The following is a 23,336-nucleotide window of genomic DNA, read 5'->3' as shown; positions in this document are numbered from 1 at the left end:
TAAGGTATTCAGGGAAAGAATAGCTGAATATGAGATTTTGCAAGTATGAGAGCGCAAATAAGCCGTCACGCTTCTGACTTCTTCACGGGTGTGCGTAACGCCCGTGACAGGCTAAACCACGAGTACACGGCGTTAAACAGCACGACGCATGCCGTCACGATAAAGACGGTACGGAATCCGAAAGTGGCAGAGACTCCCGCGCCGACAAGCGGCCCGGTGACGTTACCGATATCGCGAAATGACTGGTTGTAGCTGAATATCCGCCCGGAAATTTGGTTGGTGGAGTTATAGACCAGCAGGGTTTGTACCGCGGGAAGCAATGCGCCATCCGCCGCGCCCAATAAAAAGCGCAGTACGCCCAACTGCCACGGGGACTGTACCATCGACATCGGGATCAGCAGCAGGACAGAAATCACCAGGGCGCAGATCAGGATCTTCTCCGGGCCAACCCGATCGCCCAGCTTGCCAAGCCGCGGCGCGCTCAGAAGCGCTGCCACGCCAGGTACCGAGGCGATAAGCCCGCTGATAAACGCGATATTACTGACATTTCCGGCAAGTTCACGCACGTAGAGCGTGAGGATCGGGGCGATCGATCCGGTTGCCACCTGGATAATCATGGTGGTGACGAACAGGCTCAACACCAGCCTGGGGTTTTTTAACGACCCCAGCACATCCCGGGCGTGGAGCATCTCTTTTTTGGGCACGGGGGTGAAGTTTTCGCGAATACAGGCAAGCGTAACGATAAAGCAGAGGAACAGGACGCTGGCGGTAATAAAGAATACCGGACGCAGGCCGTAGGTGTCCGCCAGCAGACCGCCCGCAAGCGGCCCCAGCAGTGCGCCGCTCACGCCGCCGGTCGACAGCGTACCTAACGCCCAGCCGCTTTTATGGCGGGGGATCTGTGTGGCAATCAACGCATTGGCATTCGGGACAAAGCCGCCCAGCAGGCCAAGCAAGGCGCGCAATATCAGGAACTGCCAGACGTTCTGCGCCACCCCCATCAGCAGCATAATGATGGCCATCCCAAGCGCGGAGCGCAGCAGCATGATTTTTCGCCCCTTACGGTCGGCGAGGCCGCCCCAGAACGGCGAGGCAATGGCGGAGAACAGAAAGGTGATACTGAATACCAGCCCGGACCACATATTGAGCTCGCTGTGGCCCGTCACGCCCAGCTGCTCAACGTAAAGGGGGAGGAAAGGCATCACGAGGCTAAAGGCCGCACCGGTAAGAAAACAGCCAAACCAGGCAACCGCGAGGTTACGTTTCCAGTTTATGGGGGCATCTGAGGGTGACATAACGTTCCGCATGATGAGGTGCAGCGCACCGTGAGCAGTAGGGTAATAAGCCTGCTAATTATGCGCCTGGGTTAGGGTTGTCGCAATGTCGGGGAGCGCTTAAAGCTAAAACAGGTGCGGCCAGGCTGGCCGCATCAGCATTAATAGCGAGAAGGTACGCCTTCGGGGCGCGTTTTAAAGCGGCGGTGCAGCCACATGTACTGCTCCGGGGCGAGCATGATGCACTTCTCAACGACGCCGTTCATCCAGCGAGCGGTGGTTTCCGCGTCGTCCAGCGGGGGAGCCATTTCTGGCTCCAGCATAATCAGCTGATAGCCTGAACCGTCCGGCTTGCGGCGGGGCACAAACGGAACAATTGCCGCTTTCGACATTCGCGCCAGCATCCAGGTACCGCTGGTGGTTGCAGCCTGCTCAACGGCGAAAAAGGGAACGAACACACTGGCTTGACGACCGTAGTCGTGATCGGGGGCATACCAGATCACTTCGCCTGCTTTTAAGGCGCGGATCATGCCCTTGAGATCTTTTCGGTCAATCATGCTTTTATTGGAACGCATGCGGCCCCAGGTCTGCAGCAGATCAATTACCGGGTTATCGTTCGGACGGTATACGCCAATGCCCGGGGCCTGCATGCCAAACATCCGCGCACCAATCTCAAGCGTCAGGAAGTGGATGCCGATCAGCAGCACGCCGGTCTGATTAGCCTGAAGGGTATGAACCGGCTCCATGCCGGTGCCGGCCACTTCCGTCCAGCGCGCCATGCGTTTATTGGACCAGAACCACGCCATGCCCGTCTCCATCAGGCCCATGCCGACGGATTCGAAATTCTTCACGACCATCTCATGACGTTCGGCTTCGCTCATCTGCGGGAAACACAGTTCCAGGTTGCGCCAGGCGATCCGCGCGCGGCGTTTCATCAGATGCCGGGCGAGATGCCCCAGCCCTTTACCCAAACGGAAAATGACAGGATAAGGAAGTTGTACGATAAGCCACAACAAGCCAATGCCTAGCCAGGTTAACCAATAACGGGGGTGTAGGAGGGCGGCAGTAAATTTGGGTAACTGGGTCATGTCTGTCCTGTGTTCTAACGTCCTGAGTGGCCATTGTCTCATTTTTTGAGGCATAGCCAAAATATCTGTCATCGAAACGCGCACGAATGCAGCAAATGTTAAGCCTGATTAATCAGACAGGGAGAAATGTAGCGTAAATTGTATGGATGTAAATTGTTATTGTTTGCTATATGATGCCGACCGAATTTTATTTCTCTAACGATTGCAGGACTTGTACACCATGCCAGTGTTACACAACCGCGTGTCGAATGAGATGTTGAAAGCGCGTATGTTGGCCGAGACCGAACCGCGTACCACCATCTCATTCTATAAATACTTCACCATCGTCGATCCGCAGGCGACCCGTGACGCCCTTTACCAGGCCTTCACGGCGCTGAATGTTTTCGGGCGCGTCTACCTGGCGCGTGAAGGGATCAATGCCCAGATTAGCGTGCCGGAAAGCAACGTGAGCGCCTTTCGCGAGCTGCTTTACGGCTTTGATCCGGCGCTGAACGGGCTGCGCCTGAATATTGCCCTCGACGATGACGGTAAATCCTTCTGGGTGCTGCGCATGAAGGTGCGCGAACGCATCGTGGCTGACGGGATCGACGATCCGAGCTTCAACGCCAGCGATGTGGGCGACTATCTCAAAGCGGCTGAAGTGAATGCGATGCTGGACGACCCGGATGCGGTGTTCATCGATATGCGTAACCACTACGAATACGAAGTGGGGCATTTTGAGAACGCGATGGAGATCCCGGCCGACACGTTCCGCGAGCAGTTGCCGAAAGCCGTTGAGATGATGCAGGAACATAAAGATAAAAAAATCGTGATGTACTGCACCGGCGGGATCCGCTGTGAAAAAGCCAGCGCGTGGATGAAGCACAACGGTTTTAATAAGGTCTGGCACATTGAGGGCGGCATCATCGAGTATGCCCGCCGCGCCCGCGAGCAGGGGCTGCCGGTACGCTTTATCGGGAAAAACTTCGTGTTTGATGAGCGCATGGGCGAGCGTATCTCCGAGGATGTCATCGCGCAATGTCATCAGTGCGGTGCGCCGTGCGATACCCACACCAACTGCAAAAACGATGGCTGCCATCTGCTGTTTATTCAGTGTCCGGCCTGTGCCGAGAAGTTTAACGGTTGTTGCAGCGAGGTGTGCAGTGAAGAGAGCGTGCTTCCTGAAGAGGAACAGCGTCGGCTGCGCGCGGGTCGTGAAAACGGCAATAAGATTTTTAATAAATCTCGCGGTCGTTTAAATACCAAACTGGGCATTCCTGACCCTGAATAATCGTCACGCCCGGCATAGCGAGAGCCTGCCGGGCGTCATTATTACGACTTCTGCTGAACGCCTTCCACAGAAATAATCAGGTCCACGTCCTGAGACGCCGGGCCTAAATCCGTCGTGATATTAAAATCTTTCAAACGAATTTTACCGGTCGCTTCAAAACCAGCGCGTTTACCACCCCAGGGATCGTCACCCTGGCCGATTAATTTCGCATCAAGGGTTACCGGTTTGGTCACGCCATTGAGAGTAAGGTTGCCGGTAATATCCAGCTTGTCGCCATCCTTTTTCACTTCAGTCGACGCGAATGTTGCCTGCGGGAATTTCGAGACGTTCAAAAACTCCGCGCTGCGCAGGTGTTTATCACGTTCCGCGTGGTTGGTATCGACGCTGTTGGTATTAATGGTCACGTTCACTTTATCAGAGGCCGGGTTTTTCTCGTCAAAGGTAAAGGTACCGTCGAAATCATTAAAGCTGCCGTACAGCCAGCTATAACCCAGGTGCTGAATGCGGAAATTGACGAAGGCGTGCTGGCCTTCTTTATCAATTTTGTAATCAGCGGCCACGGCGGAACCCGTGGTGAATAACAGGGAACCTAATGCGATACCCAGCAGGCGTTTTTTCATTTTATGCTCCAGAGTCAACTGACGATCGGCCAAGCATGCGCTTAAGCGTGTCGTCTTTATCGATGAAATGGTGTTTAAGGGCAGCAAGCCCATGCAGGACGGACAGAATAACCACGCTCCACGCCAGCCACAGATGAATAATGCCTGCGATATCTGCCTGTGAACCCGCATCGGCCAGGGTAGCCGGGACGTCAAACAGGCCAAACACGCTGATGGGTTTGCCATCTGCCGTGGAAATTAAATAGCCGCTAATCAAAATGGCCAGCAGCAGGGCGTAGAGCGTAATGTGCGCGGCGGTTGCGCTCAGTCGTGTGAATTTGCTGTGGCTGTCGGGTGCCGGTGGTGGCGGGGAGATATGTCGCCAGATAATCCGAACCACCAATCCCATCATCAGCAGCACGCCAATGCTTTTATGCAATTCAGGCGCCTGGTGATACCATCCGTCATAATAGCTTAACGTGACCATCCAGAGACCCAGCCCGAACATGGCATACACCGCCAGAGCGAATATCCAGTGTAAGAGCATGGATATCATTCCGTAGCGTTGGGGGGAGTTACGCAATTGCATGAAAATTACCATTCTGAATAATTTGAACAATAAAAATGAACGGCTGGAAAAGATAATGCAACTTAAAAAATGAGATAATGATATTTATTTAATTTATTTCAGGTAATTTGAATATCTTCTGTGAATGTATTTCAGTGGCTTCGTTCAATATTTTATGGGGAATATTTGGGAAGAGTAGATTAACTCAATTAACCTAAAGTAATGTCAATATTTGTAAGCCGGTGCGTTCAGTAAAACATCACATAAATAAAATCGATCAGCGCCAGCAGCGACCACAGCAGGATATAGAGCATGAAATGCTCACGGATATTATTAATAAGATAGCTAACGATCCTGCGCATCATTCCCCGCGAGTAAGCAAAGTCACAGGCCCCGGACATCCGGAGCCTGCGGGATATTATCGGTCAAAACGGGCGAGCGAGAAGGGAGTGAGATCAAACTGCGGCGTAATACCCTGGGCAAACTGGGCAGCAATTTCACCGAGGACAGAGGCAAACTTAAAGCCATGCCCGCTCAGGCCGGTGATAAGCAAGGTATTGTCATGGCCCGGCAGGCGATCGATGATGAAATCTTCATCCGGCGTGTTGTCGTAAGTGCAGGCTGCGCCGTAAAGCAAGCCACCGACACCCGGCAGAATATTGCGCAGGAACATAAAGGCTTCTGAGCCATCCTGCGGGTAAGCGCCAAAAGGTTTGCGCTCATCCGGTGAGGCGATGGTCTGCCCGCCGTTATGCTTGCCGATTTTCAGCGCGTCCTTCTCAGAAGGGAAGCCGTAAAACTGGTCGCCGTTAGGCAATTCGCCGGTAAACGCCGGGAATTTATTCTGGCTGCTGTAGCGACCATCGGACTGGAACCATGAGAAGACTTTACGCACCGGCTGAATGGGCAGGTCCGGCAGCAGTTTGGTCACCCACGTCCCTGCGCTGACAAGCAGGCGCGCGCCGTCGTAGTCGCCTTCAGGTGTCGTCACGGTCACGCCATCAGCATGATGGGCAATACCGGTTACCGGGCAGTTAAACAGTTGCCCACAGCCTGCTTTTGCGGCCAGGTCGATCCAGGTCTTGATGGCGGTTTCACAATGCAGGACGCCGGAGTGCGCTTCATAAAGCCCGATATAGTCATCCGGCACGGTGATTTCCGGCCAGCGGCTCATCACGCCCTGCGCATCCAGACGCTCAACCTCAAGGTTAAAGGCTTTCGCGCTCTGTTCCACCGAGGCGAGAAACGCAGAGTGGGCCGGGCCCAGGTTCACGACGCCGGTGCGCTCAAAAATGCGCTCTTCCGTCTGCTTCGCCAGTTCGTCCCACAGCGTCTGGGCACGCAGAACCAGCGGCACATAGCGCTCGCCTTCGCCGTAGGCATGACGGATAAGGCGGGTATCGCCATGATGGCTACCTTCTGAATGCGGGGGAAGGTGGGCATCAATCATCAGCACCTTCAGGCCTGCCTGCGTGGCGTAATAACCTGCGGCCGATCCAACGGAGCCGCTACCAATAATGATCAGGTCGTATTTCATGGTCATCCCGTTAACTAACGCTTTGTTAGCAGAGTAATTAACATCGGCAGGTTATACAAGGGAGAAATAAATAAGGCACCCCGAGGGTGCCTGTTGAGTGAAAAGTGGGCATAAAATTAATGTCGTTTATACTCATTTTCCTGGTAGTCGCCAGATTCTATTTTGGCAATACCTGCCTCTAAAATAGAAATAAACTGACGGGCGACGTCTGTTGTAAGCCACAGCGTCTGTCCAACTTCCGCTTCTTCACGGTTGAGTTGACTTGGGGTCTGGTAGTGCAAACGCAGCATCAGCGCGTCGTAGCTGTCTACGGTGCTGATATCCCAGCCGACAAGCGGATGGGTCTGGATGACTTCACTATTCTTTTCCATTATAACCCCCTAAATGCGTGTTAGAAGACAACGGCTTTGAGGTTCAATGCATGTTTTTCTGAAAGCATCTTCAGTATATCAATAGATAAGGGTTCTTATGGGAAAAATAAATAGGTAGCAACACATTTTTCTGCATTTTAGGATTGTTCGAGCAATAAAACGCCATCTTGTTCACGATTTTTTAAGAAGATGCTGAAATAATCTGAACTAAACATAATTGAGATGAAAAAAAGCCGGGGCGACCCGGCAAAAAAACACAATGAGGGAGCAAGTGTTAATCGGTGATAAACCAGTCGTCAGCGCTTTCCCAGGTTTCCTGCAAAATTTCACTGATACGCTCTTTATCTTCTTTAGCGCCACCGATAACCGACAGGTTGTTCGCGGTCGCATAACGCACCGTTACGGGATTCTCATTATCAGGAAAATTTTCGTCAATACGGCGGGATAGCTCGCCTGCCAGTGCATCAAGCGCGCCGGCAGGCAGAACGGTAGTTTTGGCAATGGTGACTTCAATACGCATAAATGCCCCCTGTGTAATATACTGTGCATTTATACAGGTATATTAGTGTTTTGACAACACGGGGGCGGGGTTTTTTAGCGTTTGACGGTCCACTGCACGGTTTCACCCGCGAGGAACGGGATCAGCGTGTCATCCGTAAGCGCGATCGCCTCTTCTACCTGGCTCGCTTTGCGTTCCAGCTCAATTAAGGTCTCATTGACCGGCAGGCCGTAGAAACGGGGGCCGTTCAGGGAGCAGAACGCCTCGAAATGCTCAAGGGCATTCATCTCTTCGAATACGGTGGCATAGCTCGCCAGGGCGGTAGGGGCGTTAAAACAGCCTGCGCAGCCGCAGCTTGCCTCTTTACGGTGGCGGGCATGCGGCGCGGAGTCGGTGCCGAGGAATGCGCGGGAGAACCCGCTGGCAACCAGCTCACGCAGCGCCTGCTGGTGGATGTTGCGCTTGAGGATCGGCAGGCAATAGAGATGAGGGCGTACGCCACCGACCAGCATGTGGTTGCGGTTGAACATCAGATGCTGAGGCGTGATGGTGGCGGCAATCAGCTCATTGCCGTCACGGACATACTCTGCCGCATCTTTGGTGGTGATATGCTCAAACACCACTTTCAGCGCGGGCAGGCGCTGGCGCAGCGGCTCCATCACCGTCTCGATAAACCGGGCTTCGCGGTCGAAAATATCGATATCCGCATGGGTCACTTCACCGTGCACCAGCAGCGGCATGCCCAGCTTCTGCATGCGTTCCAGCACCGGCATGATGGCATCAATGCTGGTCACGCCGTGGCTGGAGTTGGTAGTGGCATTCGCCGGGTAAAGTTTAGCGGCCGTGAACACCCCTTCGTTAAACCCGCGCTCCACTTCGTTCGGATCGAGAGAATCCGTAAGATAGCAGGTCATTAATGGCGTGAAATCATGTCCTGCCGGGACCGCATCCAGAATGCGCTGGCGATAGGCGATGGCTGCATCGACGGTGGTAACGGGCGGAACCAGGTTTGGCATGACAATCGCGCGGCCATAAATTTCGCTGGTATACGGCACGACGGTTTTGAGCATATCGCCATCACGCAGATGGATATGCCAGTCGTCAGGGCGGCGGATTTTAAGAACCTGGGATTGTGCAGTCATGGAAGCTCCGGCTTGAAAAGAATCAGTCATAAGAGGGCTGTTTTTGCCGGACACAAATCATAAGCGGAAACGTTTTCGTTTGCACACTTTTCCGTAAAAAAAAGGGCGCCTGAGCGCCCTGATGTTAATCGGTGAAAGGAATAATAATTTCGCCGGGTTTTACCTCAATGCCCTTGGCATACTTTTTAGCAAGCGACTCGCCCTTGCTCTTGTCCTCGCTGAGAACGTAGGCCGGCTGCTGGTTGAAGTAGTTGCGCAGCGACTGATTCAGATACGGCATGAGCGTCTGCAGCACCGGCTTCATCTTATCCGGTGAGACAACCGCATCGACCACTTCCATCTCCTGGAGGAAAATCGCCCCTTTCTCTTTATTAAAGACCGGCAGCGCCTTCAGTTTGAGTTTGATATTGGCTTTCTGATTACCAAAGAGGGAGGTCATGTCCAGATTAGCGTCCCCGGAAAGGGTGACTTTATTCGGCTCTTCACGTCCGATCTGGCTGACGAGATTGCTGAGGACGATGTGTGCATCGGCGAGGCCCGGCACACCAATGTCTTTGGAGAAGTTGTTATGTTTTTCCAGCGCCTGATTGATTTCCTGCTCACTGACGGTGTATTGGGTAAGCTGATTGCAGCCTACCAGCAGACCACTGACAATCAACGCAGCGGCAATAACAATTTTCTTCATAGTGTTCCTCAACGAAAAATCGGCGCTTCTGTCCTGTGGCGTCAGTATGTCAGTGTGAAATGGCAGAAACCAGCAGAAAAAACTGATAAGCGCGGCGGGAGGGGCCTCCCGCCGACGTGAGGTATTACGCGCCAGGCTCGAGCATGCCGCTTGCGCTGCGCTTCTGGCTGAACTGCCACCACAGGGCAATGAAGGTGATCAACCCCACCACGCCGAGCATGACCCAGGGCAGTTCCGGCTGGCTCATCGCTTTGCCCGCATCGAACAGCCAGCCACCGCCCGCATAGCCCAGCGCGCCACCCAGCGCCAGGCCCAGACGGCTGAACCCCATATAGCTGCCGCGTGCCCGTGCATCCGCCAGCGAGGCGCTCAGGGTTTCACGGGCCGGTTCGGCGATAACAGAGCCGATGTAGAACGTGCAGATAAGCGTAAACAGCTGCTGAAGCGAGCTCACTAAACCGATGGGCATCATGCTCAGCGTCATGATCAGCAGACCCGCCATCAGGCGGTGCTCAAGACGAAAGCGCCGTTCACTCCAGCGGGCAATCGGATAGAGCAGCGTGAGCGACAGGCAGGCTTCAATGGCGTACATCCATTTGACCGCGGTCGGCGTACCGGCGATGTCATTCACCATGATCGGTAGCATCAGCATCACCTGAACCGCCAGCATGTAGTAACCGGTCAGGGTTAATACATAGGTCACAAAACGCTTATCGCTCAGCACGCGCCCAAGCCCTTCGCGCACCGGCGCTTTCACCGTCGACAGTTTCCACGTGGGCAGATACAGCCCGTTAAACAGCGCACACAGGATAAAGAGCACGGCACCGGTCGCGCAGACCAGACGGAAGTCATACTGCAACAACCAACTTCCCAGCAGCGCACCCACAACCGCGCCGGCGCTGTCCTGCATCATCAGAATGGAGAAGAAACGCCCCCGGTGCTGCGGACGAATTAACTTCACCACCAGCGCGGTACGCGGCGGGTCGAACAACGTGCCGCCAATGCCGGACAGGAAGCAGGAGAACCACAGCACCCACGGCTCATGGGCGATGGCCATCGTGGCAAAGCCTGCCGCGCGTAGCAGCATGCCGGTGACGATCATCGGTTTTGCGCCAAAGCGGTCGGCGATAGCACCGCCAAACACGCCTAACCCTTGCTGAACAAGCTGGCGTAATCCCAACGCAATACCGACCATTAATGCCGCCCAGCCCATTTGATCGACAAAACGGATCGATATCAGGGGAAACACGACAAAAAAGCCGAGCACGACCAGCATGTTATCGACGAGCAGGAAATATTTACCCAGGCTCCTGGCCTGTGATACGCGGGACATTTTCCCTCCAGGGAAAATAAGAAGGTGAGCACGCTAACATTCTGCGGTGTCGCCGCGTGTTTTCCCACCCCCGGGCGTGACAATATTTTTTTATCAAAAAGGTGCTTTGATAGAGAGTTCTCATCGAAAGTTGTGAAAAGAGGTGAAAATGGTATGTCACTGTTTTCACAGACGGCACTGCCGCAGGTATAGTAAAGCTAACAGGTAGAGCAGAAGCGACGGGAAGGAGTGGTATCGATGTTTGGCTATCGCAGTAACGTGCCAAAAGTGCGTCTGACAACGGACAGGCTGGTTGTTCGTCTGGTGCACGAGCGTGATGCCTGGCGTCTGGCGGATTATTACGCCGAGAATCGCCAGTTTTTAAAACCCTGGGAACCCGTTCGGGATGAAAGCCATTGCTACCCTTCCGGCTGGCAGGCGCGGCTCAGTATGATCGCGGAATTTCACAAGCAGGGGAGCGCATTTTATTTCGCGCTGCTGGATCCTGATGAAAAAGAGATTATCGGCATCGCCAACTTCTCTAACGTGGTGCGCGGGTCGTTTCACGCCTGCTATCTCGGCTACTCCATCGGCCAGAAATGGCAGGGGCAGGGACTGATGTACGAAGCGTTAACGGCGGCAATCCGGTATATGCAGCGCACGCAGCATATCCATCGCATTATGGCGAACTACATGCCCCACAATCAGCGCAGCGGTAGCCTGCTGGCGCGGTTAGGGTTTGAAAAAGAAGGGTACGCCAAAGACTATTTGTTGATCGACGGAGAGTGGCAGGATCACGTCCTGACGGCGCTCACGGCTCAGGACTGGACGGCGGGTCGTTAAGGAGAAAAGATGAAATATCAGTTGAACGGTGCCGAAGCGCGCGTCATTGGATGCTTGCTGGAAAAACAGGTTACCACCCCGGAACAGTATCCGCTGTCGGTCAATGCCGTGACCATGGCCTGCAATCAGAAGACCAACCGTGAACCGGTGATGAATCTCGGGGAACATGAGGTGCAGGATTGCCTGGATGCGCTGGTCAAGCGCCACTACCTGCGAACGGTGAGTGGTTTCGGCAACCGCGTGACCAAATATGAGCAGCGCTTTTGCAACTCAGAATTTGGCGATTTGAAACTGAGCGCGGCAGAAGTGGCGGTGATTACCACGCTGTTGCTGCGCGGAGCGCAAACGCCTGGGGAACTGCGCACGCGCGCAGCGCGGATGCATGAGTTCCGCGATATGCAGGAGGTTGAGCAGACGCTCGAAGGGCTGGCCTCACGTGAAGACGGGCCATACGTGGTACGCCTGCCGCGTGAGCCGGGCAAGCGTGAAAGCCGCTATATGCACCTGTTTAGCGGAGAGGTGGATACGGCAGCGGCAGAGCCTGACCTGGCAGCGGCGGATAACGGCCTGGCGGCGCGAGTGGCGGTGCTGGAAGACGAGGTTGCCGGGCTGAAACAGCGTCTGGATGCACTGCTGGCACATTTGGGGGATTAACGGTGGCAAAATTACGTGTAGGGGTAGTAGGGCTTGGCGGTATAGCCCAGAAGGCCTGGCTGCCGGTACTGAGCGTGGCGGCGGACTGGACGCTGCAGGGAGCGTGGTCGCCCACGCGTGAGAAAGCCGAGCGTATCTGCGAAACCTGGCGAATGCCCTGTGCGAGCTCTCTGCAGGATCTGGCTCGCGAGTGCGATGCGGTGTTTGTGCATACCTCGACAGCAAGCCACTATCAGGTGGTCAGCGAGCTGCTCAACGCCGGCGTTCACGTCTGTGTCGATAAACCGCTGGCCGAAAACCTTCAGGATGCCGAACGCCTGATTGAACTGGCGGCACGCAAAAACCTGACGCTGATGGTCGGTTTCAATCGCCGGTTCGCACCGCTCTATCAGCAACTGAAAGCGCAGCCCGGCACGCTCGCATCATTACGTATGGACAAGCACCGAACCGACAGCGTTGGGCCTCAGGATCTGCGTTTTACCCTGCTGGACGATTATCTTCATGTGGTGGACACCGCGCTGTGGCTGACGAACGGTAACGTGCAGCTGAAAAGCGGGACCCTGCTGACGAACGACCAGGGGCACATGCTTTATGCCGAGCATCATTTCGCCGCGGAGCATCTGCAGGTGACGACCAGCATGCATCGCCGCGCCGGCAGTCAGCGCGAATCCATTCAGGCCGTGGCCGATGGGGCGCTGTATGACATTACCGACATGCGCGAATGGCGTGAAGAGAAGGGCAGCGGCGTGGTGACGCTGCCTGTTCCCGGCTGGCAAAGTACGCTGGAGCAGCGCGGGTTTGCCGGTTGCGCGCGCCACTTCATTACCTGCGTGCAAAATCAGACGGTTCCGGAAACGTCGGGCGAGCAGGCCATCATGGCGCAGCGTATCGTGGAAAAGCTCTGGCGTGACGCCATGAGTGAATAATTGTCTGTAACATCTGCCGATAGTAATTCCCTTAAATCCGGGTAGACTACTCGCTTCATCAACGCCTGCACTGCAGGCGTTTTGCCGTATGGTTGTGGAAATTCACGTTAATGAACTTATTAAAATCGCTGGCGGCAGTCAGCTCGATGACCATGTTTTCTCGCGTGCTGGGCTTTGCACGCGATGCCATTGTGGCACGGGTTTTTGGCGCAGGGATGGCAACTGACGCCTTTTTCGTCGCATTCAAGTTACCGAACCTGCTGCGCCGTATTTTTGCAGAAGGGGCTTTCTCGCAGGCGTTCGTGCCAATCCTTGCGGAATACAAAAGCAAGCAGGGCGAAGATGCCACGCGCGTCTTCGTGGCCTACGTCTCGGGCCTGTTAACGCTGGCGCTCGCCGTGGTTACGGTTGTTGGGATGCTGGCGGCACCGTGGGTGATCATGGTAACTGCCCCCGGTTTTGCCGATACGGCCGATAAATTCGCCCTGACCAGCCAACTGCTGCGCATTACCTTTCCTTATATCCTGCTGATCTCGCTCGCCTCGCTGGTGGGGGCCATCCTTAACACCTGGAACCGGTTTTCCGTTCCGGCGTTTGCGCCGACGTTCCTCAACGTCAGCATGATCGGGTTTGCTCTGTTCGCGGCGCCGCACTTCAACCCGCCAGTGCTGGCGCTGGCATGGGCCGTGACCGTAGGCGGCGTGCTTCAGCTTGCCTACCAGCTTCCGCATCTTAAAAAGATTGGCATGCTGGTCCTGCCGCGCGTCAGTTTCAAGGATGCCGGAGCGATGCGGGTGATCAAGCAGATGGGGCCGGCGATTCTCGGCGTTTCCGTCAGCCAGATCTCCCTTATCATCAACACCATTTTCGCCTCTTTCCTGGTCTCCGGCTCGGTTTCGTGGATGTACTACGCAGACCGTCTGATGGAGTTCCCGTCTGGAGTCCTGGGCGTGGCGTTGGGGACCATCCTGTTGCCGTCGCTGTCGAAAAGTTTTGCCAGCGGCAACCATGATGAATATTGCCGTTTAATGGACTGGGGCCTGCGTCTTTGCTTCCTGCTGGCGCTGCCAAGCGCGGTGGCGCTCGGCATTCTGGCGAAACCGCTCACCGTGTCGCTGTTCCAGTACGGCAAGTTTACCGCGTTTGACGCCGCCATGACCCAGCGGGCGCTGGTGGCCTACTCGGTCGGCCTGATGGGGCTGATTGTGGTGAAAGTTCTGGCGCCGGGGTTCTATTCACGTCAGGACATCAAAACGCCGGTGAAAATTGCCATCGTGACGCTGATTATGACCCAGCTGATGAACCTGGCCTTCATTGGCCCGCTGAAGCATGCCGGGCTGTCGCTGTCGATTGGTCTGGCGGCCTGTCTGAACGCCGGCCTGCTCTACTGGCAGCTGCGTAAGCAGGATATCTTCACCCCGCAGCCCGGCTGGATGCGCTTCCTGATTCGTCTGGTCATTGCGGTGCTGGTGATGGCGGCGGCGTTGATCGGCATGCTGTATGTGATGCCTGAGTGGTCGCAGGGGACCATGCCATTGCGTCTCATGCGCTTGATGGCCGTCGTGGCAGTCGGCGTAGTGGCTTACTTCGCAACGCTTGCGGTGCTGGGATTCAAAGTCAAAGAGTTCGCCCGCCGCACGGTATAAACGCAAAAAGGGGAGTTCACCGAAAGGTGCTCCCCATTAGATGATGTGGCGCTAATGCGTCAAATCGAAATCTTTTTCCCGCCCGTTACGCGCGCGCTGGATGCCTGACCATCTGCACCATACAGACCCGTCTCTTTATGCGGTTTTAAAACCTCAAGCGCCTGCTGATTACGAATAATCTGCCCTTCCAGCAGCCAGCCGTTGTGCTGGTTGAGATCGCGAAGGTGCTGGGTCTTTTCAGTAATGGTCTGCCAGCGCTCAAGGATCTCATCGTTGGCGCTGCGCTGAGGATCTTGCTCTGCACGACGTTGCTGCTCGAGATAGTCCAGCGTCGCCAGCAGCGAACTTTTATCTTCGGTAATGCGTTGTAACGCACTGCCGTTGACCTGTCCGGAAGACAGGTGCTGCTGTTCTGCGTCCATAACCGTTTTCAGGTCATTCAGGACAACCGTCATTTGATCCAGTATTTCTGACAGTCGACTCATACGGTTAGTTACTCTGCAGGAAACTCTGTGCATCCTGAATCAGCGCATCAGCAATTTTGCTGGTGTCCATTTTCAGTTCGCCGTTACGGATCGCCGTTTTCAACGCTTCAACACGTTCCATGTTGATATCGTTGCTGCCGGGCTGCATCAGTTTGGCCTGAGCGTCGCTGAGGGTCACGCTGGTGCTGTGGGCCGTGGACGGTTTTTCCAGACGCGCTTTCTGTGGCGTAGCGTCATTCGTTTCGCGAGGCTGTACAGTGCTAACCGGCTTCAGGGCTGATGTACGATCAATGCTCATAGTGGTGTCCTCATCGAGGGTTCGCGGCGTTTGCGCCTGACATCATCATTTGTTGATTATTTATCGGCAGTCGCCGCGAAATCTTTAAAAGATTATAGGTTAATCAGAATATTCCCATCAGAACCGACGGTTCCACTGACCACCTGGCCCGAGGACATTCTTACCCGGGCATTTTGCGCCACGGCCGCATTGTTTAATGCCTTGCCTTCACTGTTGATGCTAAAGCCGTCGCCGTTAGCCACAACCATCACCTGCTGACCCGCCTTCACCCGCCACGCCTGACGGATCATCGAGAGCTGGATTGGCTGGCCTGGGGCAACGTCCCGCAGACTTACGGCATCCTGCGCCTGGTTAATATCCAGCATCGTTCGCGGAGGCAACTGGTCAAGACGGCCGCGTTTTAACGTCACGCTGCTGGCCTGCAGCTGGCTTCCCCGAACAATCGGCTGAGCGGCGACAACATAATTCCCCGTCGCCTGTACCGCAACCTGCAAATAGCGTTTTTCATTCGGACAGCGGGCCTGCACGTTCACATTGCCCCACAGCTTTGCGCTGCCGGTCACGCTGAAAGAGGGTGCTTCGCAGGACGGCAGAAGGTTGGGCGGCGTGCGTACGCTGACGGTCACTTCATCGCTAAAGCCGGCCAGCTGCTGGGCAAAATAAGCGTTGAGCTGTGCCTGCAAATCTTCTGCCTGCGCCAGTGGGCTTAAAAACAGTAAGGTTGCCGCCAGGCCTTTCGTTAACGTCCGCATCGCAAGTTCCACCGTGTCCAGAGTTTGAAGGATTTTACCCGCAGTGGATTTCCATCAACGCAATAAATAGCGACGCATTTTGCGCTTATTCCTTCGATAGGGGTGACGGGTTGAGATTTAAGCTGTGAACTGAAATTTTCCCATCAGCGGAGGAGACATGCTCGATAAACTCGATGCCGCGCTACGTTTTCAGCAGGAAGCGCTCAATTTACGCGCCCAGCGGCAGGAAATCTTAGCCGCCAATATTGCCAACGCCGATACCCCAGGGTACCAGGCGCGCGATATTGATTTTTCCAGTGAGCTTAAAAAAGTGATGGAGCGTGGACGTGCCGAAGGAACGGGTGTGGCACTTGCCATGACATCCTCACGCCACATTCCCGCTCAGGCAATGACCGCACCGACAGCCGATTTACTTTACCGCATTCCCGATCAGCCCTCGCTTGACGGTAACACCGTCGACATGGACCGGGAGCGCACACAGTTTGCCGACAACAGCCTGAAGTACCAGATGGGCCTCACCGTCCTCGGCGGGCAGATCAAAGGCATGATGAACGTCCTGCAGGGGGGCAACTGATAAATGGCCTTGCTGAACATTTTTGATATCGCCGGATCGGCGCTAACGGCGCAGTCCAAACGCCTTAACGTCGCGGCCAGTAACCTGGCGAACGCCGACAGCGTGGCCGGTCCTGACGGACAGCCTTATCGTGCGAAACAGGTGGTCTTTCAGGTGGATGCTGCACCGGGCGCGGCGACGGGCGGCGTGAAAGTTTCTGATGTGGTGGAGAGCCAGGCACCGGACAAGCTGGTGTATGAGCCGGGTAATCCGCTCGCGGACGCCAACGGGTACGTGAAAATGCCGAACGTGGACGTCGTGGGTGAAATGGTGAACTCCATGTCCGCCTCGCGCAGCTATCAGGCAAACGTCGAAGTGCTTAATACCGTGAAGAGCATGATGCTCAAAACACTCACTCTCGGCCAGTAAAGGAGACACGAATGTCCATTGCCGTAAATGTGAATGACCCGACAAACTCGGGTGTCGGCGGCACCAGCAGTGCCACGGGCTCCAGCTCCCTGACGGGAAGCAACGCCAGCGATCTGCAAAGCAGCTTTCTGACGCTGCTGGTGGCCCAGCTGAAAAACCAGGACCCGACCAACCCAATGCAGAACAACGAACTGACCACGCAGCTTGCGCAGATCAGCACCGTTAGCGGCATTGAAAAGCTCAATACCACGCTTGGCTCGGTCTCCGGGCAAATCGACAGCAGCCAGTCGCTGCAGGCGGCAAACCTGATTGGCCACGGGGTGATGATCCCGGGCACGACGATCCTCGCGGGCAGCTCCACAACCGATGGCAACACCACCACGTCCACCACGCCGTTTGGGGTTGAACTCCAGCAGCCGGCGGACAAAGTGACGGCGACCATCACCGATGCCAACGGCGCGGTGGTTCGCACCATTGATATTGGTGAACTGAAAGCGGGCGTCCATACCTTCACCTGGGATGGCAGCATGACGGACGGCACCACGGCACCAAACGGTTCGTATAAGGTCGCGATCAGCGCCAGCAACGGAACCACCCAGTTGGTCGCCCAGCCGCTGCAGTTCGCGCTGGTTCAGGGCGTGATCAGAGGTAGCGACGGCAACAAACTGGATTTGGGTACCTCGGGTACCACCACGCTCGACGAAGTTCGGCAGATTATCTAAGCCTTAACACTTATCAGGAGTAAGTCATGGCCTTTTCTCAAGCGGTCAGCGGCCTGAATGCTGCGGCCACCAACCTGGACGTCATTGGCAACAACATCGCCAACTCCGCGACCTATGGTTTTAAATCCGGCTCCGCCTCATTCGCCGACATGTTTGCCGGTTCCAAAGTCGGCCTGGGTGTGAAAGTTGCTGGCATCACTCAGGACTTCACCGACGGCACCACCACCAATACCGGTCGCGGTCTGGACGTGGCGATCAGCCAGAACGGTTTCTTCCGCATGGTGGATGCAAACGGTTCTGTCTTCTATAGCCGTAACGGCCAGTTCAAACTGGATGAAAACCGTAATCTGGTGAACATGCAGGGCCTGCAGCTGACCGGCTACCCGGTGGCGGGTACACCACCAACCGTGCAGACCGGTGCGAACCCGCAGGCGATCAGCATTCCGACCACGCTGATGGCGGCGAAGTCCACCACCACGGCGTCCCAGCAGATCAACCTCAACTCCACCGATACGGCGCCAACCAAAGCCTTCGATGCGACTAACCCGGATACCTATAACAAAAAAGGGACCGTCACTGTTTTTGACAGCCAGGGTAATGCGCACAACATGAACCTGTATTACGTCAAAGACGCGACGCCGGCTAACTCCTGGAAAGTGTATGCCCAGGACGGAAGCGTGGCGGGTAGCCCGGTCTCTCTGGCGACCACGCTGACCTTTAACGCCAGCGGCGTACTGACCGGCGGCGACAACGTGAATATCACCACGGCGACAGTGCCCGGCGCAACCCCGGCCACGTTCGCGATGAGCTTCGCTAACTCCATGCAGCAAAACACCGGTGCAAACAACATCGTGGCGACCAACCAGAACGGCTATAAGCCGGGCGATCTGGTGAGCTACCAGATTAACGATGACGGCTCCGTGGTGGGTAACTACTCCAACGAACAGACTCAGGTTCTGGGTCAGATCGTGCTGGCAAACTTCGCCAACAACGAAGGGCTGAAGTCAGAAGGGGACAACGTCTGGTCTGCAACGCAGTCTTCCGGCGTGGCGCTGCTGGGTACGGCAGGTTCCGGTAACTTCGGTACGCTGACGAACGGCGCGCTGGAAGCCTCGAACGTGGATCTGAGTAAAGAGCTGGTGAACATGATCGTCGCGCAACGTAACTACCAGTCGAACGCGCAGACCATCAAAACCCAGGATCAGATCCTCAACACGCTGGTTAACCTGCGTTAAGCGGCTAACAGGAACGCGCAATGGATCACGCAATATATACGGCGATGGGCGCGGCAAGCCAGACGCTCAATCAGCAGGCCGTTACCGCCAGCAACCTGGCCAACGCCTCCACGCCCGGCTTTCGTGCGCAGCTGAATGCGCTGCGCGCGGTGCCGGTAGAAGGGCTTTCTCTGCCGACGCGTACGCTGGTTACAGCCTCCACGCCCGGTGCGGATATGACGCCAGGCCAGATGGACTACACCTCGCGTCCGCTCGACGTGGCGCTGCAGCAGGATGGCTGGCTGGCCGTGCAGACGGCAGACGGCAGCGAAGGGTATACCCGCAACGGTAATATCCAGGTGAGCGCGACCGGGCAGTTGACCATTCAGGGGCATCCGGTCATGGGCGAAGCCGGTCCGCTGACCGTGCCTGAAGGCTCAGAGCTGACCATCGCGGCAGACGGGACGGTCTCGGCGTTAAACCCGGGCGACCCGGCGAACACCGTTGCGCCCGTCGGACGTCTGAAGCTGGTTAAAGCCGACGCACGGGAAGTACAGCGTGGCGATGACGGGATGTTCCGTCTGACCCAGGCGACCCAGGCGACGCGCGGTGCGACGCTACAGGCCGACCCGAGCATCCGCGTCATGTCGGGCGTGCTGGAAGGCAGTAACGTCAAGCCGGTCGAAGCCATGACCGATATGATCGCCAGCGCGCGTCGCTTTGAAATGCAGATGAAGATCATCAGCAGCGTCGATGAAAACGCGAACAAAGCTAACCAACTTCTGGCAATGAGTTAACAGGACTTCCTATGATCAGTTCTTTATGGATCGCGAAAACCGGCCTCGACGCACAGCAAACCAATATGGACGTGATTGCCAACAACCTGGCAAACGTCAGCACCAATGGGTTTAAGCGTCAGCGCGCGGTATTCGAAGATTTGCTTTACCAAACCATTCGCCAGCCGGGTGCGCAGTCTTCTGAGCAAACGACGCTGCCGTCCGGTTTGCAGATTGGTACCGGCGTACGCCCGGTTGCCACCGAGCGTCTGCACAGCCAGGGCAACCTGTCCCAGACCAACAACAGCAAAGATGTGGCGATCAAAGGCCAGGGTTTCTTCCAGATCCAACTGCCTGACGGAACCTCAGCGTATACCCGCGACGGCTCCTTCCAGGTGGATCAGAACGGCCAGCTGGTCACGGCGGGCGGTTTCCAGGTGCAGCCTGCGATTACCATCCCGGCCAACGCCCTGAGCATCACCATTGGCCGTGACGGCGTGGTGAGCGTGACCCAGCAGGGCCAGGCGGCACCGGTTCAGGTTGGGCAGCTCAACCTGACCACCTTCATGAACGATACCGGTCTGGAAAGCATTGGTGAGAACCTCTACACCGAGACGCAATCCTCCGGTACGCCAAATGAAAGTACGCCAGGCCTCAACGGCGCGGGTCTGCTGTACCAGGGCTATGTCGAAACCTCTAACGTCAACGTTGCGGAAGAGCTGGTGAATATGATCCAGGTCCAGCGCGCGTATGAAATTAACAGTAAAGCAGTGTCGACAACCGACCAGATGCTGCAAAAACTGACGCAACTCTAAGGGGTCGCCCGGTGCGGTGAACGCCGCGCCGGTGCCCTTTTTTCGAAGATGAAGGCAATGCAAAAAAACGCGGCGTTTCGTTATCCAATACTGACCGTTCTGGCCGTCACCCTCAGCGGGTGTGCCTGGATCCCGTCTAAACCGTTGGTGCAGGGTGCGACTACCGCCCAACCCGTTCCTGGCCCCGCGCCCGTTGTGAACGGCTCCATTTTCCAGACCGCGCAGCCGATTAACTACGGTTATCAGCCGCTGTTTGAAGACCGTCGCCCGCGTAATATCGGCGATACCTTGACCATTGTGCTGCAGGAAAACGTCAGCGCGAGCAAAAGCTCGTCTGCCAATGCCAGCCGCGATGGCAAAACCAATTTTGGCTTCGATACCGTTCCTCGCTATCTGCAGGGCCTGTTTGGCAATGCGCGTGCCGATGTCGAGGCGTCTGGCGGCAATACCTTTAATGGTAAAGGTGGCGCGAACGCCAGCAATACCTTCAGCGGTACGCTGACGGTCACGGTTGACCAGGTTCTGGTTAACGGCAATTTACACGTAGTGGGTGAAAAGCAGATCGCGATCAATCAGGGCACTGAGTTCATCCGCTTCTCCGGTGTGGTTAACCCTCGCACCATCAGTGGCACCAATACCGTGCCGTCCACTCAGGTGGCGGATGCGCGCATTGAGTACGTCGGCAACGGCTACATCAACGAAGCGCAAAACATGGGCTGGCTGCAGCGCTTCTTCCTTAACTTATCGCCGATGTAAGCGAGGTGACCTATGTATAAATTCCTCTTCGCCATGGTGTTGGCTCTGGGCGCGACCTGCGCCCACGCCGACCGCATTCGCGATCTCACAAGCGTACAGGGCGTGCGAGAAAACTCACTGATCGGCTATGGCCTGGTCGTGGGGCTGGACGGGACGGGCGACCAGACCACCCAGACGCCTTTTACCACCCAGAGCCTGAACAACATGCTCTCCCAGCTCGGTATTACCGTGCCGACTGGCACCAACATGCAGCTGAAAAACGTGGCGGCGGTAATGGTGACCGCCTCCTTCCCGGCGTTTGCGCGCCAGGGGCAGACCATCGATGTCGTGGTTTCGTCGATGGGTAACGCCAAAAGCCTGCGCGGCGGTACGCTGCTGATGACCCCGCTTAAAGGTGTCGACAGCCAGGTGTATGCGCTGGCACAGGGGAACATCCTGGTCGGCGGGGCGGGTGCATCGGCGGGGGGCAGCAGCGTGCAGGTTAACCAGCTTAACGGCGGGCGTATCACCAACGGGGCAATCATCGAACGTGAACTGCCGACCCAGTTTGGCTCCGGCAACACCATTAACCTGCAGCTGAACAACGAAGATTTCACGATGGCGCAGCAGATTGCGGACACCATCAACCGCAGCCGCGGCTACGGCAGCGCCACCGCGCTGGATGCCCGTACCGTGCAGATCCGCACCTCGACGGGCAACAGCAACCAGGTACGCATGCTGGCAGACATCCAGAATATGGAAGTCAACGTGCCGGTGCAAGATGCAAAAGTGATTATCAACTCGCGCACCGGGTCGGTGGTCATGAACCGCGAAGTGTCACTGGACAGCTGTGCCGTGGCGCAGGGCAACCTTTCGGTCACGGTTAACCGCAGCGCCAACGTCAGCCAGCCGGACACACCGTTTGGCGGTGGTCAGACGGTGGTGACGCCGCAAACGCAGATCGATCTCCGCCAGAGCGGCGGTTCGCTGCAAAGCGTGCGCTCCAGTGCCAACCTCAACAGCGTGGTACGCGCCCTCAATGCGCTCGGCGCGACGCCGATGGATCTGATGTCCATTCTGCAATCGATGCAAAGTGCAGGCTGTCTGCGTGCCAAACTGGAAATCATCTGATGCTGACCGATAGCAAACTGCTGAGCAGTGCCGCCTGGGATGCCCAGTCGCTTAACGAGCTGAAAACCAGCGCCGGGAAAGATCCGGCGGGCAATATCCGTCCGGTGGCTCGCCAGGTCGAAGGGATGTTTGTGCAGATGATGTTGAAAAGCATGCGTGAGACCCTGCCGAAAGACGGGCTTTTCAGCAGCGATTCAACGCGACTGTACACCAGCATGTATGACCAGCAGATTGCACAGCAGATGACGGCCGGAAAAGGACTCGGTCTGGCCGACATGATTGTCAAACAGACCGAAGCCGCGCAGGGCATTCAGCCGGAGAACCCGCCGCAGGTGCCGATGAAGTTCGACCTGGAAACGGTGACCAGTTATCAGAATCAGGCCATGACGCAGATGGTGCGCAAGGCAATTCCGAAGCCAACGCCGACCAGCGATGAGCCGCTCACCGGCGACAGCAAAGACTTCCTGGCGCAGCTTTCACTGCCCGCACGCCTTGCAAGCCAGCAGAGCGGCGTGCCTCATCACCTGATTCTGGCGCAGGCCGCGCTGGAGTCCGGCTGGGGGCAGCGGCAGATCCGTAAGGAAAATGGCGAGCCGAGCTTTAACATCTTTGGCGTGAAGGCAACCTCCAGCTGGAAGGGGCCAACAACTGAGATCACCACCACCGAGTACGAGAACGGTGCGGCGGTGAAGGTGAAAGCCAAATTCCGCGTCTACAGCTCCTACCTTGAAGCCCTGTCGGACTATGTGGGCCTGCTGAGCCGAAATCCGCGCTATACCGCCGTGACTCAGGCCGCCACGCCAGAGCAGGGGGCACAGGCGTTGCAGAATGCCGGCTACGCGACCGATCCGAACTACGCGCGCAAGCTCACCAGCATGATCCAGCAGCTGAAATCGATGGGTGAGAAGGTCAGCAAGGCCTATAGCACAGATATCGAAAATCTGTTCTGAAAGTTCTCAAGTCCCGGTGGAGGCTGCCGATAACCTTCATCAGGACGCGTGTCTGAAAGTCT

Annotated in this window: 28 protein-coding genes; 14 read left to right on the top strand and 14 right to left on the bottom strand. The window is 56.2% G+C overall.

What is annotated here, in order from left to right:
• Positions 1-65: 65 nt before the first annotated feature.
• Positions 66-1,295, bottom strand: coding sequence for a multidrug efflux MFS transporter MdtG (mdtG, locus tag I6L58_RS04090; RefSeq protein ID WP_088207518.1), 1,230 nt, complete (start codon positions 1,293-1,295; stop codon positions 66-68).
• A gap of 140 nt (positions 1,296-1,435) precedes the next feature.
• Complete coding sequence (locus I6L58_RS04085; RefSeq protein WP_088207517.1) at positions 1,436-2,362, bottom strand: Kdo(2)-lipid IV(A) acyltransferase; 927 nt, start codon at positions 2,360-2,362, stop codon at positions 1,436-1,438.
• A 220-nt stretch (positions 2,363-2,582) separates the two neighbouring features.
• Between I6L58_RS04085 and trhO the strand changes: the two genes are divergently transcribed.
• Positions 2,583-3,632, top strand: a complete 1,050-nt coding sequence (trhO, locus tag I6L58_RS04080; protein WP_006174644.1) for an oxygen-dependent tRNA uridine(34) hydroxylase TrhO — start codon at positions 2,583-2,585, stop codon at positions 3,630-3,632.
• A 41-nt stretch (positions 3,633-3,673) separates the two neighbouring features.
• Here trhO and I6L58_RS04075 read toward each other — a convergent pair whose 3' ends face one another.
• The 9 genes from I6L58_RS04075 to mdtH form a co-directional block, all read right to left on the bottom strand.
• The gene (locus I6L58_RS04075) at positions 3,674-4,252 is read right to left on the bottom strand and encodes a YceI family protein (RefSeq protein ID WP_006174645.1); all 579 of its coding nucleotides are present in this window, start codon (positions 4,250-4,252) and stop codon (positions 3,674-3,676) included.
• 1 nt (position 4,253) lies between these two features.
• Complete coding sequence (locus I6L58_RS04070; RefSeq protein WP_088207516.1) at positions 4,254-4,820, bottom strand: cytochrome b; 567 nt, start codon at positions 4,818-4,820, stop codon at positions 4,254-4,256.
• Between the two features lie 227 nt (positions 4,821-5,047).
• Entirely contained in the window at positions 5,048-5,161 is a 114-nt protein-coding gene (locus I6L58_RS04065) for a YceO family protein (RefSeq protein ID WP_042320499.1), read from the bottom strand.
• Between the two features lie 56 nt (positions 5,162-5,217).
• Complete coding sequence (gene solA, locus I6L58_RS04060) at positions 5,218-6,336, bottom strand: N-methyl-L-tryptophan oxidase (protein ID WP_088207515.1); 1,119 nt, start codon at positions 6,334-6,336, stop codon at positions 5,218-5,220.
• Positions 6,337-6,452: 116 nt separating this feature from the next.
• Positions 6,453-6,707, bottom strand: a complete 255-nt coding sequence (gene bssS, locus I6L58_RS04055; RefSeq protein ID WP_006174649.1) for a biofilm formation regulator BssS — start codon at positions 6,705-6,707, stop codon at positions 6,453-6,455.
• A 274-nt stretch (positions 6,708-6,981) separates the two neighbouring features.
• Complete coding sequence (gene dinI, locus I6L58_RS04050; RefSeq protein ID WP_006174651.1) at positions 6,982-7,227, bottom strand: DNA damage-inducible protein I; 246 nt, start codon at positions 7,225-7,227, stop codon at positions 6,982-6,984.
• A gap of 74 nt (positions 7,228-7,301) precedes the next feature.
• Positions 7,302-8,348: a dihydroorotase gene (pyrC, locus tag I6L58_RS04045; RefSeq protein WP_088207514.1), complete on the bottom strand. Its 1,047-nt coding sequence runs from the start codon at positions 8,346-8,348 to the stop codon at positions 7,302-7,304.
• A 124-nt stretch (positions 8,349-8,472) separates the two neighbouring features.
• Complete coding sequence (locus tag I6L58_RS04040; RefSeq protein WP_006174653.1) at positions 8,473-9,033, bottom strand: lipoprotein; 561 nt, start codon at positions 9,031-9,033, stop codon at positions 8,473-8,475.
• A gap of 124 nt (positions 9,034-9,157) precedes the next feature.
• Positions 9,158-10,366, bottom strand: a complete 1,209-nt coding sequence (gene mdtH / locus I6L58_RS04035) for a multidrug efflux MFS transporter MdtH (RefSeq protein ID WP_088207513.1) — start codon at positions 10,364-10,366, stop codon at positions 9,158-9,160.
• Positions 10,367-10,603: 237 nt separating this feature from the next.
• Between mdtH and rimJ the strand changes: the two genes are divergently transcribed.
• The 4 genes from rimJ to murJ all read left to right on the top strand — a co-directional run bounded on the left by rimJ (position 10,604) and on the right by murJ (position 14,414).
• Positions 10,604-11,188, top strand: coding sequence for a ribosomal protein S5-alanine N-acetyltransferase (rimJ, locus tag I6L58_RS04030; protein ID WP_006174655.1), 585 nt, complete (start codon positions 10,604-10,606; stop codon positions 11,186-11,188).
• A gap of 9 nt (positions 11,189-11,197) precedes the next feature.
• Positions 11,198-11,842 (top strand): YceH family protein, encoded by a 645-nt coding sequence (locus I6L58_RS04025; protein WP_088207512.1) that lies wholly within the window; start codon positions 11,198-11,200, stop codon positions 11,840-11,842.
• A gap of 2 nt (positions 11,843-11,844) precedes the next feature.
• Positions 11,845-12,768: a Gfo/Idh/MocA family protein gene (locus I6L58_RS04020; RefSeq protein WP_042319529.1), complete on the top strand. Its 924-nt coding sequence runs from the start codon at positions 11,845-11,847 to the stop codon at positions 12,766-12,768.
• Positions 12,769-12,878: 110 nt separating this feature from the next.
• A complete protein-coding gene (gene murJ, locus I6L58_RS04015; protein WP_088207511.1) occupies positions 12,879-14,414 on the top strand; it encodes a murein biosynthesis integral membrane protein MurJ in 1,536 nt (511 codons plus the stop codon).
• Positions 14,415-14,473: 59 nt separating this feature from the next.
• Here murJ and flgN read toward each other — a convergent pair whose 3' ends face one another.
• From flgN to flgA, 3 genes are all read right to left on the bottom strand, one after another.
• Positions 14,474-14,899: a flagella biosynthesis chaperone FlgN gene (gene flgN, locus I6L58_RS04010; RefSeq protein WP_006174659.1), complete on the bottom strand. Its 426-nt coding sequence runs from the start codon at positions 14,897-14,899 to the stop codon at positions 14,474-14,476.
• 4 nt (positions 14,900-14,903) lie between these two features.
• Positions 14,904-15,197, bottom strand: coding sequence for a flagellar biosynthesis anti-sigma factor FlgM (gene flgM / locus I6L58_RS04005; RefSeq protein ID WP_006174660.1), 294 nt, complete (start codon positions 15,195-15,197; stop codon positions 14,904-14,906).
• 92 nt (positions 15,198-15,289) lie between these two features.
• Positions 15,290-15,949, bottom strand: a complete 660-nt coding sequence (gene flgA, locus I6L58_RS04000; protein WP_058609155.1) for a flagellar basal body P-ring formation chaperone FlgA — start codon at positions 15,947-15,949, stop codon at positions 15,290-15,292.
• Positions 15,950-16,106: 157 nt separating this feature from the next.
• Here flgA and flgB point away from each other — a divergent pair, with 157 nt between their 5' ends.
• The 9 genes from flgB to flgJ are packed head-to-tail and all read left to right on the top strand — an operon-like array spanning position 16,107 to position 23,274.
• Positions 16,107-16,523, top strand: coding sequence for a flagellar basal body rod protein FlgB (gene flgB, locus I6L58_RS03995; RefSeq protein ID WP_006174662.1), 417 nt, complete (start codon positions 16,107-16,109; stop codon positions 16,521-16,523).
• A 3-nt stretch (positions 16,524-16,526) separates the two neighbouring features.
• Positions 16,527-16,931: a flagellar basal body rod protein FlgC gene (gene flgC, locus I6L58_RS03990; RefSeq protein ID WP_006174663.1), complete on the top strand. Its 405-nt coding sequence runs from the start codon at positions 16,527-16,529 to the stop codon at positions 16,929-16,931.
• Between the two features lie 11 nt (positions 16,932-16,942).
• A complete protein-coding gene (gene flgD / locus I6L58_RS03985) occupies positions 16,943-17,653 on the top strand; it encodes a flagellar hook assembly protein FlgD (protein ID WP_006174664.1) in 711 nt (236 codons plus the stop codon).
• 26 nt (positions 17,654-17,679) lie between these two features.
• Positions 17,680-18,888, top strand: coding sequence for a flagellar hook protein FlgE (gene flgE, locus I6L58_RS03980; protein ID WP_006174665.1), 1,209 nt, complete (start codon positions 17,680-17,682; stop codon positions 18,886-18,888).
• A 20-nt stretch (positions 18,889-18,908) separates the two neighbouring features.
• Positions 18,909-19,664 (top strand): flagellar basal body rod protein FlgF, encoded by a 756-nt coding sequence (locus I6L58_RS03975; protein WP_006174666.1) that lies wholly within the window; start codon positions 18,909-18,911, stop codon positions 19,662-19,664.
• 11 nt (positions 19,665-19,675) lie between these two features.
• Positions 19,676-20,458, top strand: coding sequence for a flagellar basal-body rod protein FlgG (flgG, locus tag I6L58_RS03970; RefSeq protein WP_006174667.1), 783 nt, complete (start codon positions 19,676-19,678; stop codon positions 20,456-20,458).
• 57 nt (positions 20,459-20,515) lie between these two features.
• On the top strand, positions 20,516-21,214 hold the full coding sequence (gene flgH / locus I6L58_RS03965) for a flagellar basal body L-ring protein FlgH (protein WP_058609153.1): 699 nt from the start codon (positions 20,516-20,518) through the stop codon (positions 21,212-21,214).
• 12 nt (positions 21,215-21,226) lie between these two features.
• The gene (locus I6L58_RS03960) at positions 21,227-22,324 is read left to right on the top strand and encodes a flagellar basal body P-ring protein FlgI (protein ID WP_058609152.1); all 1,098 of its coding nucleotides are present in this window, start codon (positions 21,227-21,229) and stop codon (positions 22,322-22,324) included.
• Positions 22,324-23,274: a flagellar assembly peptidoglycan hydrolase FlgJ gene (gene flgJ / locus I6L58_RS03955; RefSeq protein WP_058609151.1), complete on the top strand. Its 951-nt coding sequence runs from the start codon at positions 22,324-22,326 to the stop codon at positions 23,272-23,274. The genes I6L58_RS03960 and flgJ overlap by 1 nt, the downstream gene beginning before the upstream one ends.
• Positions 23,275-23,336: the final 62 nt, after the last annotated feature.

Origin of the sequence: Enterobacter cancerogenus, from assembly GCF_019047785.1 — a bacterium.
Lineage (GTDB): Bacteria > Pseudomonadota > Gammaproteobacteria > Enterobacterales > Enterobacteriaceae > Enterobacter > Enterobacter cancerogenus.
The sequence above is the reverse complement of the archived record's forward strand: the minus strand, read 5'-3'. Positions and strand labels throughout refer to the sequence as shown.